The organism is Kitasatospora sp. NPDC040550 (assembly GCF_055594965.1).
Genome location: NZ_JBVIWC010000002.1, coordinates 261677 through 274598, shown reverse-complemented (window position 1 = coordinate 274598; position 12922 = coordinate 261677). Strand labels below are relative to the sequence as shown.

14 protein-coding genes are annotated in these 12922 nt (G+C 73.4%); 6 read left to right on the top strand and 8 right to left on the bottom strand.

Annotated elements, in window-relative coordinates; translation table 11 throughout:
- Window positions 1-176 precede the first annotated feature (176 nt).
- From ACZ58X_RS03995 to ACZ58X_RS03980, 4 genes are all read right to left on the bottom strand, one after another.
- A complete protein-coding gene (locus ACZ58X_RS03995) occupies window positions 177-1055 on the bottom strand; it encodes an alkaline phosphatase family protein (protein ID WP_470332102.1) in 879 nt (292 codons plus the stop codon).
- A gap of 194 nt (window positions 1056-1249) precedes the next feature.
- Window positions 1250-2071, bottom strand: coding sequence for an ATP-grasp domain-containing protein (locus tag ACZ58X_RS03990; protein WP_470332101.1), 822 nt, complete (start codon window positions 2069-2071; stop codon window positions 1250-1252).
- Between the two features lie 5 nt (window positions 2072-2076).
- A complete protein-coding gene (locus tag ACZ58X_RS03985) occupies window positions 2077-2454 on the bottom strand; it encodes a hypothetical protein (RefSeq protein ID WP_470332100.1) in 378 nt (125 codons plus the stop codon).
- Between the two features lie 73 nt (window positions 2455-2527).
- Window positions 2528-3733, bottom strand: coding sequence for an acyl-CoA dehydrogenase family protein (locus ACZ58X_RS03980; protein WP_470332099.1), 1206 nt, complete (start codon window positions 3731-3733; stop codon window positions 2528-2530).
- Between the two features lie 89 nt (window positions 3734-3822).
- On the opposite strand from ACZ58X_RS03980, the gene ACZ58X_RS03975 reads away from it, so the two are divergent.
- Entirely contained in the window at window positions 3823-4362 is a 540-nt protein-coding gene (locus tag ACZ58X_RS03975) for a GNAT family N-acetyltransferase (protein WP_470332098.1), read from the top strand.
- A 59-nt stretch (window positions 4363-4421) separates the two neighbouring features.
- The gene (locus ACZ58X_RS03970; RefSeq protein ID WP_470332097.1) at window positions 4422-4736 is read left to right on the top strand and encodes a hypothetical protein; all 315 of its coding nucleotides are present in this window, start codon (window positions 4422-4424) and stop codon (window positions 4734-4736) included.
- An 86-nt stretch (window positions 4737-4822) separates the two neighbouring features.
- On the opposite strand, the gene ACZ58X_RS03965 is transcribed toward ACZ58X_RS03970, so the two are convergent.
- Together ACZ58X_RS03965 and ACZ58X_RS03960 are read right to left on the bottom strand one after the other, a co-directional pair.
- Window positions 4823-5131, bottom strand: a complete 309-nt coding sequence (locus ACZ58X_RS03965) for an AzlD domain-containing protein (protein WP_470332328.1) — start codon at window positions 5129-5131, stop codon at window positions 4823-4825.
- The gene (locus ACZ58X_RS03960; RefSeq protein WP_470332096.1) at window positions 5131-5877 is read right to left on the bottom strand and encodes an AzlC family ABC transporter permease; all 747 of its coding nucleotides are present in this window, start codon (window positions 5875-5877) and stop codon (window positions 5131-5133) included. Before ACZ58X_RS03960 ends, ACZ58X_RS03965 begins: the two co-directional genes overlap by 1 nt.
- 176 nt (window positions 5878-6053) lie before the next feature.
- On the opposite strand from ACZ58X_RS03960, the gene ACZ58X_RS03955 reads away from it, so the two are divergent.
- Window positions 6054-6644: a helix-turn-helix domain-containing protein gene (locus tag ACZ58X_RS03955; protein ID WP_375890687.1), complete on the top strand. Its 591-nt coding sequence runs from the start codon at window positions 6054-6056 to the stop codon at window positions 6642-6644.
- Between the two features lie 217 nt (window positions 6645-6861).
- On the opposite strand, the gene ACZ58X_RS03950 is transcribed toward ACZ58X_RS03955, so the two are convergent.
- On the bottom strand, window positions 6862-8730 hold the full coding sequence (locus tag ACZ58X_RS03950; protein ID WP_470332095.1) for a cholesterol oxidase substrate-binding domain-containing protein: 1869 nt from the start codon (window positions 8728-8730) through the stop codon (window positions 6862-6864).
- A gap of 295 nt (window positions 8731-9025) precedes the next feature.
- Here ACZ58X_RS03950 and ACZ58X_RS03945 point away from each other — a divergent pair, with 295 nt between their 5' ends.
- Both ACZ58X_RS03945 and ACZ58X_RS03940 read left to right on the top strand, forming a co-directional pair.
- Window positions 9026-9805, top strand: a complete 780-nt coding sequence (locus tag ACZ58X_RS03945) for a carbon-nitrogen hydrolase family protein (RefSeq protein ID WP_470332094.1) — start codon at window positions 9026-9028, stop codon at window positions 9803-9805.
- A gap of 203 nt (window positions 9806-10008) precedes the next feature.
- Window positions 10009-11415, top strand: coding sequence for a class II fumarate hydratase (locus ACZ58X_RS03940; protein ID WP_470332093.1), 1407 nt, complete (start codon window positions 10009-10011; stop codon window positions 11413-11415).
- A gap of 87 nt (window positions 11416-11502) precedes the next feature.
- Here ACZ58X_RS03940 and ACZ58X_RS03935 read toward each other — a convergent pair whose 3' ends face one another.
- Entirely contained in the window at window positions 11503-11949 is a 447-nt protein-coding gene (locus tag ACZ58X_RS03935) for an SPW repeat protein (protein WP_470332092.1), read from the bottom strand.
- A 211-nt stretch (window positions 11950-12160) separates the two neighbouring features.
- Here ACZ58X_RS03935 and ACZ58X_RS03930 point away from each other — a divergent pair, with 211 nt between their 5' ends.
- Window positions 12161-12727: a PadR family transcriptional regulator gene (locus tag ACZ58X_RS03930; RefSeq protein ID WP_470332091.1), complete on the top strand. Its 567-nt coding sequence runs from the start codon at window positions 12161-12163 to the stop codon at window positions 12725-12727.
- Window positions 12728-12922 lie beyond the last annotated feature (195 nt).

Genomic DNA, 12922 nt, shown 5'->3' with positions numbered 1-12922 from the left:
GGAGGTAGGTCCCGCTCCGGCGCTCGGGCCGCCACGCCGAGCCCGGGTACGTCCCGAGCCCCGATCGAGCCTGACGCAGCCGGGGCCCCGCCGCAGCCCGGCGTGCTGCACCCGGGGCACCGGGCCTCGGCGGGCCTGCGCCGGGCGGGCTGGCGGACGGGGGGCGGGGCGCCGGGTCAGACGGTCGCGGGGACCGGCCGGGCGACGGGGAAGGGGCGGCCGTCCAGGGTCCAGTGCGGGTCGATCGGGCGCAGCAGTGAGGCGTACACCTGGGCGGCGACGTCGGGGTGGCGGATCTCGCCGGTGGGCGGGCCGGCCGGGATGTCGTGCCCGGCACAGGCGACCCAGGCGGTCCGCTCCTCGACGGTGCGGCCGCCGTGGCCGCCCGCGTCGACGTGCCCGTGGTCGGTGACCACGATGACGGTCCACTGCTCCTGCGGGTAGCCCTCCCGGCCGCGGACCGCGTCGAGCAGACGGCCGAGGCGCTCGTCGGCGGTGCGCATCGAGGCGCGGTACTCCTCGCCGCAGCCGAGGAAGTGGGCGGTCTCGTCGACGGCGCCCAGGTAGACGAAGGAGGCCTCGGGGTCGGCGGTGGCGAGGACGTGGACGGCCTCCCGGGTGACCTCCTCGTCGACGGCTTCCCAGGCCTCGGGGGTGTCCTCGGCGGGGGCCACGTAGGAGAGCCGGCCGGGGGCGCGGAACAGCGGGCCGCCGGCCTCGTTGATCATCAGCGGGTCCCAGCCGGCCGCGACGAAGGTGCGGCGGCGGTCACCGCGGTTGAGGCGGGTGGCGAAGTCGGGGAAGACGTCCAGCCGGTTGCCGCCGAGGTGGTTGCCCCAGACGCCGTGCTTGGCGGGCTCGACGCCGGTCACGATGGTGGCCCAGCACGGTCCGGACATGGTCGGGGTGGAGTCCGCGACGGTGACCGGCACCAGGAACCCGGCCTCGGCGACCTCCTGGAGGCGCGGCATCGGCACCTGGGCGAGGTAGTCGTGGCGGACTCCGTCGATCCCGACCACGAGGACGCGGGGGCGGGGCCACTGAGCTGCGGACATGGTGGGGCTTCCTTTCGGTCGTGCGCACCCGGCCGCGCCCGCCGAGGGCGCCGCCGACCGCGCCATGCTTCACGGCCGGCCGTACCGGTCGGCGACGGGGTGCCGAACGGCGGGTGTCCGTGAGGTGTCGGGAGGTGTCCCGAGGTGTCGGGAGGTGTCGGGAGGTCGACCCTCCGCGGGCGCCCGGCCGACCCTCAGCCCGCCGGTCGTCCGTGGCACCGACCCGCCGCCCGGACGAAGCGGCGGTCGGGCTCGGCGAGGTCGGCGGCCGGTCCGGCCGCGCGCAGGACGACGTCCAGGACGCGGTCCGGGTCGGCTGCGTAGCAGTTCGCGAACCAGGGCAGGTCGGCCTCGACCACGGCCCAGTGCTCGGCCGGGTCGTACGGGTCGGCGATCGGGCCGACGTCCAGCGCGACGGCGCTGGGCAGGACCAGCGGCCCGGTGTCCCCGACGGCGGCGAGCAGTCGGCGGGCGAAGGCGGTGGCCTCGGCGGTGAGCGGAGCCGGGTCGAGCCGGCCGAAGCGGGCGTAGCGGCTGCCGGTGCGCACCTCCCCGTCGAGCAGGAACAGCCGGTACTCGGCCGCGAAGGTGACCGGCTCGCTGACCAGGACGGGCGTGTCCGGGCCGATCCGCTCGCCGGTGCGGGGCAGCCGGGAGCCGTCCGGGTGGACGGCGGGTGGGAAGGACTTGTCGGCGGGCGGTTTGACGAAGGCCGGGTGGCGCAGCGTCCAGGCCTCGGAGAGGGTGGTGAGTTCGATCCGGCGGCGGGTGAACTCCTCGGGGAGGCGGGCCAGCCAGTCGTCCTCGGGTTCGAGCAGGGCGAGCCCGAGTGGCCCCGCGATCCGGGCGGCCGCGAGCGGCCCGCCGTACCAGTGGACGGGCCGTCCGGCGAGCCGCCCGACGGTGTCCGGCCCGGCCAGTACGGCGGTGGCCAGGCCTCGGCGGGCGGCGGCCGCAGTGAGCAGGCCGGTGGTACCGGTCGGCTGGGCGGAGGTGAGCAGGACGGGCGCGCGCACGGCCGTCAGCCCTCCGGCCGGAACTCGTGGACGACCTCGATCCGGCCGACGATATGCCGGTTGAACTCGTCCAACTCCTCTGCCGGAACCCAGAGTTCGAGGATCGTCCGGCCGCCGGCCCGCTGCACCGGGTAGCGGGCGAGGAAGTCCGTCTCCACCTCGAAGCGGGTGACGTAGCCGACGCCGGAGGCGGGCACGTTCCAGTCGCGGGCGATCCGGACCGCGTAGTCCTCGTTCAGCACGGGATAGAAGATCGGCTGCTCGGGCAGCCGGGGCGGCCAGGCGCGCCGGTCGGCGGCCTCGACCAGGGCCAGCTCCTGCGGGCCGGTGGGGCGCCAGAGGGTGGTGGTCGGGGGCTGCTGCCGGGCGGGCTGACTGGTCATGGCGGGACGGTAGCCGGGCCGTGAGGGACCCGGCCACCGGTTATCGGCCGCTCGGGGCGGGGCGGACGGTTCGTCAGCGGTAGGCGGACTCGCCGGTGATGGCCTCGCCGAGGACCAGGGTGTGGATCTCGCTGGTGCCCTCGTAGGTGAGCACCGACTCCAAGTTGTTGGCGTGCCGCAGCACCGGGTACTCGGTGGTGATGCCGTTGGCACCGAGGACGGTCCGGGCGCTGCGGGCGATCTCCAGCGCGGTGCGCACGTTGTTGAGCTTGCCGAAGCTGACGTGCGGCGGGCGGGCCGCGCCCTCCTCCTTGAGCCGGCCGATCCGCAGGGCCACCAGGTACGCCTTCTCGACCTCCAGCATCATCTCGACCAGCTTCTGCTGGGTCAGCTGGAAGCCCGCGATCGGACGGTCGAACTGGATCCGGGTCTTCGCGTAGTCCAGGGCGGCGGTGTAGCAGTCGCGGGCGGCGCCGACGGTGCCCCAGAGGATGCCGTAGCGGGCCTCGTTGAGGGAGGAGAGCGGGCCGCGCAGGCCGATGACGCCGGGCAGCGCGGCGTCGGCGGGCAGCACCACCTCGTCGAAGGCCAGCTCGCTGGTGACGGAGGCACGCAGGGAGAGCTTGCCGTGCACGTCGGTCGCGGTCAGGCCGCGGGTGCCGCGCTCGACCAGGAAGCCGCGTACGCCCTCCTCGGTCTGCGCCCAGACCACGGCGACGTCGGCGATGCTGCCGTTGGTGATCCACATCTTGCTGCCGGACAGCACCCAGTCGCCGCCCTCGCCGCCGTTGCCTCCCGTGCCGCCCTTGCGGACCGCCCGGGTGCGCATGTTCGCCGGGTCCGAGCCGAAGTCGGGCTCGGTGAGGCCGAAGCAGCCGATCAGCTCACCGGCCGCCATCCCGGGCAGCCAGCGCTGCTTCTGCTCCTCCGAGCCGAAGGCGTGGATCGAGCGCATCGCCAGCGAGCCCTGGACCGAGACGAAGCTGCGCAGCCCCGAGTCGGCCGCCTCCAGCTCCATGCAGGCGACCCCGTACGCCACCGCGTCGGCGCCCGCGCAGCCGTAGCCGTCGAGGTGCATGCCGAGCACGCCCAGCGCGCCGAGTTCGGGGGCGAGTTCGCGGGCCGGGAAGACACCGCGCTCGAACCAGTCGCCGATGTGGGGGCGGATCCGCTCCTCGGTGAACCGGCGGACGGTGTCACGGACCAGCCGCTCCTCGTCGGTGAGGAGGTCGCCGACCGCGAGCAGGTCGGACGGGTCGATCCGGGTCGGCTTCGGCATGGAAGCTCCTTGTAGTCTCGGCGGGACATCGGCGAGTATTCCGCAACCCGCCCGGTCAGGGACCGACGGGAGCGAGTGAGGAAGGCGACATGTCCGGCACCGGGTACGTGGTCGACGAGGTGACGGCCGAGGAACTGGAGTCCTCGGTGGCCGAGTTCGCCGGGCTGCTGACGGCGACCGTCGACGGCGGTGCCTCGGTCGGCTTCCTCGCCCCGCTGGAGCCGGGCGAGTCCGCGGCGTGGTGGCGGGCACTGGTCCCGGAGCTCACGGCCGGACGGCTGGTGCTGTGGACCGCCCGGGCGGCGGCCGACGGGCGGCTCGCCGGGACGGTGCAGCTGCGGCCGGCCACGACGGCGAACGGGCGGCACCGGGGCGAGGTGGCCAAGCTGATGGTGCACCCGGCGGATCGCGGGCAGCGGCTGGCCGGGCGGCTGCTGGGGGCACTGGAGGAGCGGGCGGCGGGGTCGGGGATCCGGCTGCTGGTACTGGACACCGTGACGGGCAGCCCGGCCGAGCGGATGTACGAGGCACAGGGCTGGACCCGGGTCGGCTCGGTGCCCGACTACGCGGCCGACACGGCCGGCGCACTGCAGCCGACCACCATCTTCTTCAAGTCGCTGGTGCGCTGACGGGAACGGCCTGGCGCGACGGGCACAGTCGGTACGGAACACGGAAGGGGAGGCGGGACATGGCGCGTTGGGCGCTGGTCGTCGAGGAGACGGTGGGCATCGGCAAGGACCGGACCTGGGGCAGCAAGGTGCTCGGCGAGGTCGAGGGCACCCGGGAGGAGGCCGTCGCGGAACTGCGCCGGATCGTCCCCACCTACACCCCGGAGCACCCCATGAGCAGTCGGCAGCAGACACTGCTGCGGGACGGGGACACCTACCTGCTGATCTCTCGGGGGAGCATGCGGGACTACCACTGCGTGTTCAAGGTGTGGGAGCTGCTGTGGGACAGCAAGCGGCCCGAGGTGCAGGCGGAGCGGTTGACGAGTGACGACTGACAGATGACAGCGAACAGATAACAGATAACAGATTTCGACATCTGTCATCTGTTCGCTGAACGCTGCCCGCCGCCCGCCGCCCGCCGTCACCCCACCCCGCACAGCCTCAGCACCGCCGCCGTCGCCGCCCCGGCCACGACCACCACCGGGAACGGTGCCCGGCGCCAGGCGAGCACGCCCGCGACCAGCACCCCCGCCGGACGGGCCCACCCGGCGAAGCCGTGCCCCTGGGTCAGCGCACCGGTCGCCACCAGTGCGACCAGCAGCACCGCCGCCGCGACGGCCAGCAGGTGCCGGATCCGCGCCGAGAGCGCGAGTCGATGCCCGAGCAGTGGACCGGCCACCCGGTAGGCGTACGTCCCGGCGGCCAGCAGCAGGATCGCGTACAGCGGCATCATCGGACCTCCTCCTTCGCGGCCACCGGGACGGCCTCCCGCTCCCCCGGTTCACCCGGCTCCCCCGACCCGGGCCCCGATCCGGGCCGCCCGGCGAACAGCAGCCCGACCAGAGCCAGCAGCACCGGCAGCCCGCCCGGCACGAAGGGCGTGGCCGCGACGGCCACCACCGCGCCCACCACTGCGGCCGTACGAGTCGCCCGGTCGGCGAGCGAGGGCAGCACCAGCGCGAGCAACACGGCCGGAAAGGCCGCGTCCAGCCCGAGCGCGTCGGTGTTCCCGATCAGCCCGCCGGCGAGGCCTCCGAGCAGCACCGCCACGTTCCACACCACGAACAGCGAGACCCCGCAGACCCAGAACGCCGCCCGGCGGCGGCGCGGTTCGTGCTGCTGCAGCGCGAAGGCGGCACTCTCGTCGGTGAGCATCTGCGCCCCGAACAGCCGTTGCCACCAGGGGCCCTGGAGCACGTCGGCGACCGCGAACCCGAACGGCAGCAGCCGGGCATTGAGCACCAGCCCGGTGGCGACGGCCGCGAGCACGCCGCCCCCGGACAGCACCACGCCGACGGCCGCGAACTGCGAGCCGCCCGCGAAGACCAGGACGGACAGGGCTGTCGGCACCCAGAGCGGCAGGCCGCCGGACACGCTGATCGCACCGAAGGAGGCGCCGACGAGCGCGTCGGCGAGACAGACCAGGGCGATGTCGCGGAGGGTCGCATGTTCGAGTGTTCGGAGTAGCGAACGCATGTTCATCAGAGTGAACCCGAGAGCCGGTGTTCGTCAAGGCGAACAGAAGGACCGATGCGACGAACGCTACCGAGCCCCGCAGCCCCGACCGCCCCGAGGGCCGGCCATGGCAGCATGAACGGCACCACCAGCGGGAAGCCGACCGAAGGAGCCTGGAGAAAGCGTGAGTGGCGAGCATGAGTGACCGGACCACCCGGCCCGAGGGCGCCAACGGCTCCGGCGCGGAGCTGATCGGCCAGATCGCCGCGTCCATCCGGCGCGAACGCGAACGCAGCGGACTGTCGATGGCCGAGCTGGCCCGCCGCGCCGGCATCGCCAAGTCGACGCTCTCGCAGCTGGAGTCGGGCGCGGGCAACCCCAGCGTGGAAACACTCTGGGCCCTGGGGGTCGCGCTGAACGTGCCGTTCAGCCGACTGGTCGACCCGCCGCGCCCCACCGTCAAGGTGCTCCGGGCCGGCGAGGGGCCGGTGACCCACTCCGAGCAGGCCAACTACGCGGCCACGGTGCTCTCCTCCTGCCCGCCGAACGCCCGGCGCGACATCTACCGGATCGAGGCCCAGCCGGGCGACACCCGGGCTTCCGAGCCCCACATGCCCGGCACCGTCGAGCACGTGTTGATCGGCTCGGGCCGGGCCCTGGTCGGCCCGACCGAGACGCCGGTCGAACTCGGCCCGGGCGACTACATCAGCTATCCCGGGGACGCCCCCCACGTCTTCCGCGCGCTGGCCCCGGACACCCTCGCGGTGATCGTGATGGAGCACATCTGACGCACCACCGCCGGGCTGCGGCAGCCAGTCGCCGACGAGCGGCAGGTAGCGAGTGGCGGACGACGAGCGGCGGACGGCTGCTGGCTTCCGGCCATCGCGAACAGATGACAGCAAACAGATAACAGCTGACAGATTTCGAAATCTGTCAGCTGTTATCTGTTATCCGTCACCCTTCAGCGTCAGCCGCCCACCGCCGCCTCCCGACCCCGGGACCGCCCTACTTCAACAGCCCGTCCAGGAAAGGGTTCCCGAACACCCGGTACGGGTCGTACCGGTCGAGCGTGGCGACCGCCTCGTCCCAGCCGGGCCCGCCCCCGGCGCGCAGGCTGTCGGGAATGACCCGGCCGAGCAGGTCCTGGTCGGACCAGGCCGCGTCCGCCGTGTACGCCCACCCCTTGGACCACTCGACCCGCATCCCGGCCCGGGTGCCGTCGAAGGTGCGCAGCAGCCACTGCTCCAAGTCCCGGGCGAAGCGCTCCAGTCCGGGCGTACCGGGGAAGGCGAGGACGTCGAGCCAGACCGCGGTGTCCCAGTCCGGGCGGTCCGCCCGGGGGCGCAGCGCGGACAGCAGCGGGGGCCGGGCGCCGGGGACGCCGGAGTAGGACGGGTCGTCCAGGCCGGTGACCCGGATCTCCACCGCGCCGTTCACCGGGAACTCGCCCCTGGCCTGGTACTCGCCGAGCAACTGCCGGTAGTAGGCGGCGAATTCGCTGACCACCCACTGCAGGTCGGCGCGCTTGGTCAGGATTGCGTAGCCGTTCGCGGTGACCCGTAGCGTGGTGGGCCGGACGTACTGCAGCAGGGCGCGCGAGGGGCCCCAGAGGTCGGAGCGCAGGCCGCCGGCGAGCAGGTGGGTGATCAGGTCGCCGGTGAGCAGGTCACGCAGCAGTCCGCCGGAGAGCAGGACGTCGGTGAGGTCGCCGGTGAGCGCCACCTTGGCGACCAGGTACTGGAGTTGACCGAACAGCGGGGCCGATCCCCAGGCGCCGGAGACGATTTGGCCGGCCAGTCGGGCGACCGGTTCCGGAATGCTGTCCGAGAAGGGGTAGTTGTAGGGCTGGTCGACGGCACGGGAGGCGATCGGCTTGCTCGGGGCGACGGTCCAGGTCTTGAGCCACGGGTAGTCGGTGTAGGCGAACCAGATCGCCTCGACCCGGCCGTCGCGCTCGACGAAGTCGGCGAGGGTGCGCGGGCCTCCGCCGCCGCCCAGCAGTCCGCCGAGCAGCCCGCCGCCCCCGGTGGCGGTGCCGGGGCGGGCAAACAAGTCGCTCGCCGGGATGTCCAGCCGGCTGACGCAGCGCAGCGGGCGGTCGGCTCCGACGCGCAGCACGACCTCGGTGAGGAAGGCGCGGCCGAGGTGCACCAGGAACGCGGCGCTGTCGGCCTCGGCGCGGTCGAAGGTGCGCAGCGCGTAGCGGCCGGTCGCCGGGTCGAGGACGACGGCGGTGAGCTTGACCACCTGGTTGCTGACCGAGCCGTAGCCGTGCCCGTCCGGGCGCAGTTCGCCGCCGGCGCCGGTGGCGGTGCCGTGGCCGCCGATGGCGAGCACTCCGCCGACGGTGAGGTCGCCCGGCGCCGGGCAGGCCGTCAGGCCGAGGCCCCGGTCGGACAGGTGGGCGAGCAGCGCCTCCATGCTCGCGCCGGTCTGTGCCCGCACGGTGGTGGGCGAGTCGGCGGTGACGGCGGTGAGGTACCGGTTGGTGTCCACGAGCAGGACGCGGGCGTCGGCCGGGGTGCCGTTGGCGACGGTGAGCGGTGCCCAGGTGTGCCGGTAGCCGGTGGCGCGCAGTCGCCAGCCGTTGGCGTGCGCCCAGTCGGCGAGGGCCGGGACCTCCTCGGGGGTGCGCGGCGCGCAGGTCCACAGCTGGTCGGTGCGGATCTCGCCGGACCAGTTCTGGAACACCCGCTGGTACAGCTCGGTGCCGGCGGGAAGGCCGGGCGGTGCGGGTGTGGCCGCCTCGGCGCTGTCCGGGCCGATGGTGCCGCGCAGCAGCCAGGCGGCGCCGCCGAGCGCCGCGGAGGCGCCGAGCAGTTGCCGCCTGGTCAGGCCGCGGTGGGTGTCGTTGCCGTCGTGTTCTGTGGTCATCCGGTCCGCCCCCTGCGTCGGTTCCCCGGGCCGGATCGCGGCGCTCCGGGGCGGTCGGCATCCGCCCGACCCGGTCAGGAGCGTACGAAGTGGCGTACGACCGTTTGAAGCGTTCCGGCCGGGATCTCACTCGTTCGAGTGATCATGGCGCGAACGGCCGAGGGCCGTCCACCCGATGAGGCGGGCGGGGCGGGGGCGGCGCGGTTTCGGCGGTCGCCGAACTGTTGCCCGGCCGTCCGGCCGCCGCATAGGTTGATCTTGCCCACCGACTCCCACCCCTGCCGGAGGCTCCGCCGTGCCCTCGTCCGCGCCGTCGGCCGACGCCGTCACCACGCCCGCCGCCCCCGCCGTCCCGCCCGCCGTCACGGTCACCGTCGCCCAGCCCGTCTGCGCCGCCCCCGGCCGTCCGGACACCCTGGCCGTCAACGCCGAACGGCACGCCGCGGCCGTCCGGGAGGCGGGGACGCGACTGGTGGTGTTCCCCGAGCTGTCCCTGACCGGCTACGACCTGACCGCCCCCGCCGTCGACCCGGCGGACACCCGGCTCGCCCCGCTGGTCGAGGCCTGCGGCGCCACCGGTGCCCTGGCGCTGGTCGGCGCGCCGATCGCGGAGGCCGACGGGCGCGAGTCCATCGCCACCCTGGCGGTCACCGGCGGGGGTGCCACGGTCGTCTACCGCAAGATGCGCCTGCACGGGCCGGAGCTCGACCGGTTCAGCCCCGGCGAGAAGCCCGTCGTGCTGGAGCTGGACGGCCTGCGGCTCGGCCTGGCGGTGTGCGCCGACGCCGCCGACCCGGCCCACGCCGAGGAGACCGCCGCCCTCGGCATCGACGCCTACGTCGCCTCCACCCTGTACGGCCCCGGCCCCGCGCAGGCCGAGCGGCTGTCCGGGCACCTGCGGGCGCGGACCGGCGCGCACGGGGTCTGGGGCGTACTGTCCACCAGTGCCGGGGCCAGCGGTGAGTTCCCGGAGACTTCGGGCCGCTCCGGCGTGTGGGCCCCGGACGGCTCGGTCGTCGGACAGCTCGGCGCCGAACCGGGCGGGCTGCTGCGCGCCGAGCTGTCCCGCCGGTAGCCGGGGACCTCGTCGCCCGCTGCGGTCTGCGTGTGCGCCTGCGTCTGTGCCTGAGCCTGGGCCTGGGCCTGCGAGACGGACCCGCGGATCGGCGGATCGGATCAACGGCCGCGGGTGGAAATACCCGGGGCCCGCGAGCGGCTGTGGTGATCGGAAGTCCCGTGACCGGGCCGGACCGGCCCGTACAGGAGGTGCAGCGCGCGATGGGTGACGAGCGGGAGAAGCCGCAGGAGTACCGGATCGAGCACGACTCGATGGGCGAGGTGCGGGTGCCGGCCGCCGCGAAGTGGCAGGCGCAGACGCAGCGGGCGGTGGAGAACTTCCCGGTGTCCGGCCAACGGCTGGAGCGCGCGCACATCGCCGCGCTGGCCCGGGTCAAGGCGGCCGCGGCGCGGGTGAACGCCCGGCTCGGGGTCCTGGACGAGGAGACGGCCGGGGCGATCGCGGCGGCCGCCGAGGAGGTCGCGGAGGGCCGCTGGGACGACGAGTTCCCGGTGGACGTGTTCCAGACCGGTTCGGGCACCTCGTCCAACATGAACGCCAACGAGGTGATCGCCACCCTGGCCGGTGAACGGCTGGGGCGGCCGGTGCACCCGAACGACCAGGTGAACGCCAGCCAGTCGTCCAACGACGTGTTCCCGTCCTCGATCCACATCGCCGCCACCGCCGCCGTCACCCACGACCTGATCCCGGCGCTGGAGCACCTGGCAGAGGCGCTGGAGCGCAAGTCGGTCGAGTTCACGCAGGTGGTCAAGTCCGGCCGCACGCATCTGATGGACGCCACGCCCGTCACCCTCGGCCAGGAGTTCGGCGGCTACGCGGCCCAGGTGCGGCACGGGCGGGAGCGGCTGCTGGCAACCCTCCCCCGGGTCGCCGAACTGCCGCTCGGCGGAACGGCGGTGGGCACCGGCATCAACACCCCGCCCGGGTTCCCGGCGGCCGTGATCGAGGAGGTCGCCCGGGCCACCGGGCTGCCGCTGACCGAGGCCCGCGACCACTTCGAGGCGCAGGGCGCGCGGGACGCGCTGGTCGAGCTCAGCGGCCAACTGCGCACGGTGGCGGTCGGGTTCACGAAGATCGCGAACGACCTGCGGTGGATGGGCTCCGGTCCGCGCACCGGCCTGGGCGAGATCAACCTGCCGGACCTGCAGCCCGGTTCGTCCATCATGCCGGGCAAGGTGAACCCGGTGCTGCCCGAGGTGGTGCTGATGGTCGCCGCCCAGGTGGTGGGCAACGACGCGACGGTGACGCTGGCCGGCGCGAGCGGCAACTTCGAGCTGAACGTGATGCTCCCGGTGATCGCCCGCAACGTGCTGGAGTCGGTGCGGCTGCTGGCCAACAGCGCCCGGCTGCTGGCGGACCGGACGGTGGACGGCATCACCGCGAACGTCGAGCGGGCCCGCGAGTACGCGGAGTCCTCGCCCTCGGTGGTGACGCCGCTGAACCGGTACATCGGCTACGAGGAGGCGGCGAAGGTCGCCAAGCAGGCGCTGGCCGAACGGAAGACCATCCGCCAGGTGGTGCTGGAACGCGGGTACGTGGAGCGGGGCGCGCTCACCGAGGAGGAACTGGACCGGGCGCTGGACGTGCTGCGGATGACGCACCCGTAACCGGTCGGTGCGCCGGGTGCAGTCGGTGCGCCGGGGCGCGGCGGGCACGAGTGCCCTCCGTGCCCCGGACGCGGGCTGCGGGGAAGGTCAGCCCTTGGCGCGGCCGGCCCGGCCGAGCCGCATCGATGCTCCGTTCGACGTGATCGTGGCCATCGAGATCGCCGCGAGTCCGAGCAGGAACATCACGGCACCGACGATGACGCAGGTGACGATGTTCTTGCCGTGCGCGACGGACCCGGAGACGGCCCAGGGAGAGATGATCGTCCAGATGCCGAGCGCGGCGGCGGCCCAGGCCCTCGCGTGGGTGCGCTCGTAGGCCGAGCCGTAGCCGGCCATCAGGGCCGTGTAGGCCAGCCCGACGATCAGGCAGGTCACGGTCAGGGTGCTGAACGCGGTGAAGCCGACGATCCACGGCGATGCCGCGAGGAACAGGCCGGCCAGGACGGCCAGGGCTTCGACGCCCTGGGCGCGGGGGGTCGAGGTGACCCGCTCGTAGTGTTCCCGGAGTTCGACGATGTCCGGGTGGTGCTCCATGCCTGTCGGCATATGGGTTGCCACCGATACCACCTCCTGTGGTTCGGACCATGAAAAGGGGCAAGCCCCGTACCTATTCTGGCGCTTCTCCAAGGTTTTGCACCTGATAGTCCGGAATGACCGATAACCATCTGATCACGCCGGTGACCTGCGTCTCAACACTCCGAGGGCCCATTGCCTATGCAACTCGTTGCATAGCAGGATGCGGGGCATGGCACTGGAGCACGCGATCCTCGTCTCGCTGCTGGAGCAGCCCGGTTCCGGGTACGAACTGGCCCGGCGCTTCGACCGCTCCATCGGACGCTTCTGGACCGCCACCCACCAGCAGATCTACCGGGTGCTGCGGCGGATGGAGGCGGACGGCTGGGTCGCCGCCGAGGAGGTCGCGCAGGACGCCCGCCCGGACAAGAAGGTCTACTCGGCGGCCGGTCCCGGACGGGCCGCGCTGGCCGACTGGCTGCGCGAACCGGTCGAACCGGAGACCGTGCGGCACGAGCTCGCGGTCAAGATCCGGGCCGCCGCCTTCGACGACCCGGCCGCGCTGATCTCCGAGGTCGAGCGGCACCGCGAGAGCCACGCCGCCCTCCTCGCCCGCTACCTGCACGGCGAGCAGCGGGACTTCCCCGACCTCACCGCGCTGGACAGCCGGCAGGAGCTCCAGCACGTCGTGCTGCGCGGCGGCATCGAGTTCGAACGGATGACCCTCGCCTGGCTGGACGACGTGCTCGCCACCCTGCGCCGGCTCGCGGAGGACGGACGGGGAAGAGCGGACGAATGACGGCGGACGGACGACCGGCGGCGGAGACGGACGACAGACGACGGATAACAGATCACGGATAACAGATGACAGAGTTTGAAATCTGAAATCTGTTCGCTGAAATCTGTCATCTGAACTCTGTTCGCCGCCATCCGCTCGCCCGCCCGCCCGCCCCGGCCCTCCGCCCCGCCGCACCCCGCCCCGCCGAGTCCTCAC

Bases quoted from the DNA above. Each gene is read 5' to 3' on its own strand.
- ACZ58X_RS03935 (WP_470332092.1), bottom strand. From the start codon at position 11,949: ATGGAGCACCACCCGGACATCGTCGAACTCCGGGAACACTACGAGCGG.
- ACZ58X_RS03980 (WP_470332099.1), bottom strand. From the start codon at position 3,733: ATGCCGAAGCCGACCCGGATCGACCCGTCCGACCTGCTCGCGGTCGGC.
- ACZ58X_RS03975 (WP_470332098.1), top strand. From the start codon at position 3,823: ATGTCCGGCACCGGGTACGTGGTCGACGAGGTGACGGCCGAGGAACTG.
- ACZ58X_RS03965 (WP_470332328.1), bottom strand. From the start codon at position 5,131: ATGCCGCTGTACGCGATCCTGCTGCTGGCCGCCGGGACGTACGCCTAC.
- ACZ58X_RS03970 (WP_470332097.1), top strand. From the start codon at position 4,422: ATGGCGCGTTGGGCGCTGGTCGTCGAGGAGACGGTGGGCATCGGCAAG.
- ACZ58X_RS03960 (WP_470332096.1), bottom strand. From the start codon at position 5,877: ATGCGTTCGCTACTCCGAACACTCGAACATGCGACCCTCCGCGACATC.
- ACZ58X_RS03930 (WP_470332091.1), top strand. From the start codon at position 12,161: ATGGCACTGGAGCACGCGATCCTCGTCTCGCTGCTGGAGCAGCCCGGT.
- ACZ58X_RS03940 (WP_470332093.1), top strand. From the start codon at position 10,009: ATGGGTGACGAGCGGGAGAAGCCGCAGGAGTACCGGATCGAGCACGAC.
- ACZ58X_RS03950 (WP_470332095.1), bottom strand. From the start codon at position 8,730: ATGACCACAGAACACGACGGCAACGACACCCACCGCGGCCTGACCAGG.
- ACZ58X_RS03985 (WP_470332100.1), bottom strand. From the start codon at position 2,454: ATGACCAGTCAGCCCGCCCGGCAGCAGCCCCCGACCACCACCCTCTGG.
- ACZ58X_RS03955 (WP_375890687.1), top strand. From the start codon at position 6,054: ATGAGTGACCGGACCACCCGGCCCGAGGGCGCCAACGGCTCCGGCGCG.
- ACZ58X_RS03995 (WP_470332102.1), bottom strand. From the start codon at position 1,055: ATGTCCGCAGCTCAGTGGCCCCGCCCCCGCGTCCTCGTGGTCGGGATC.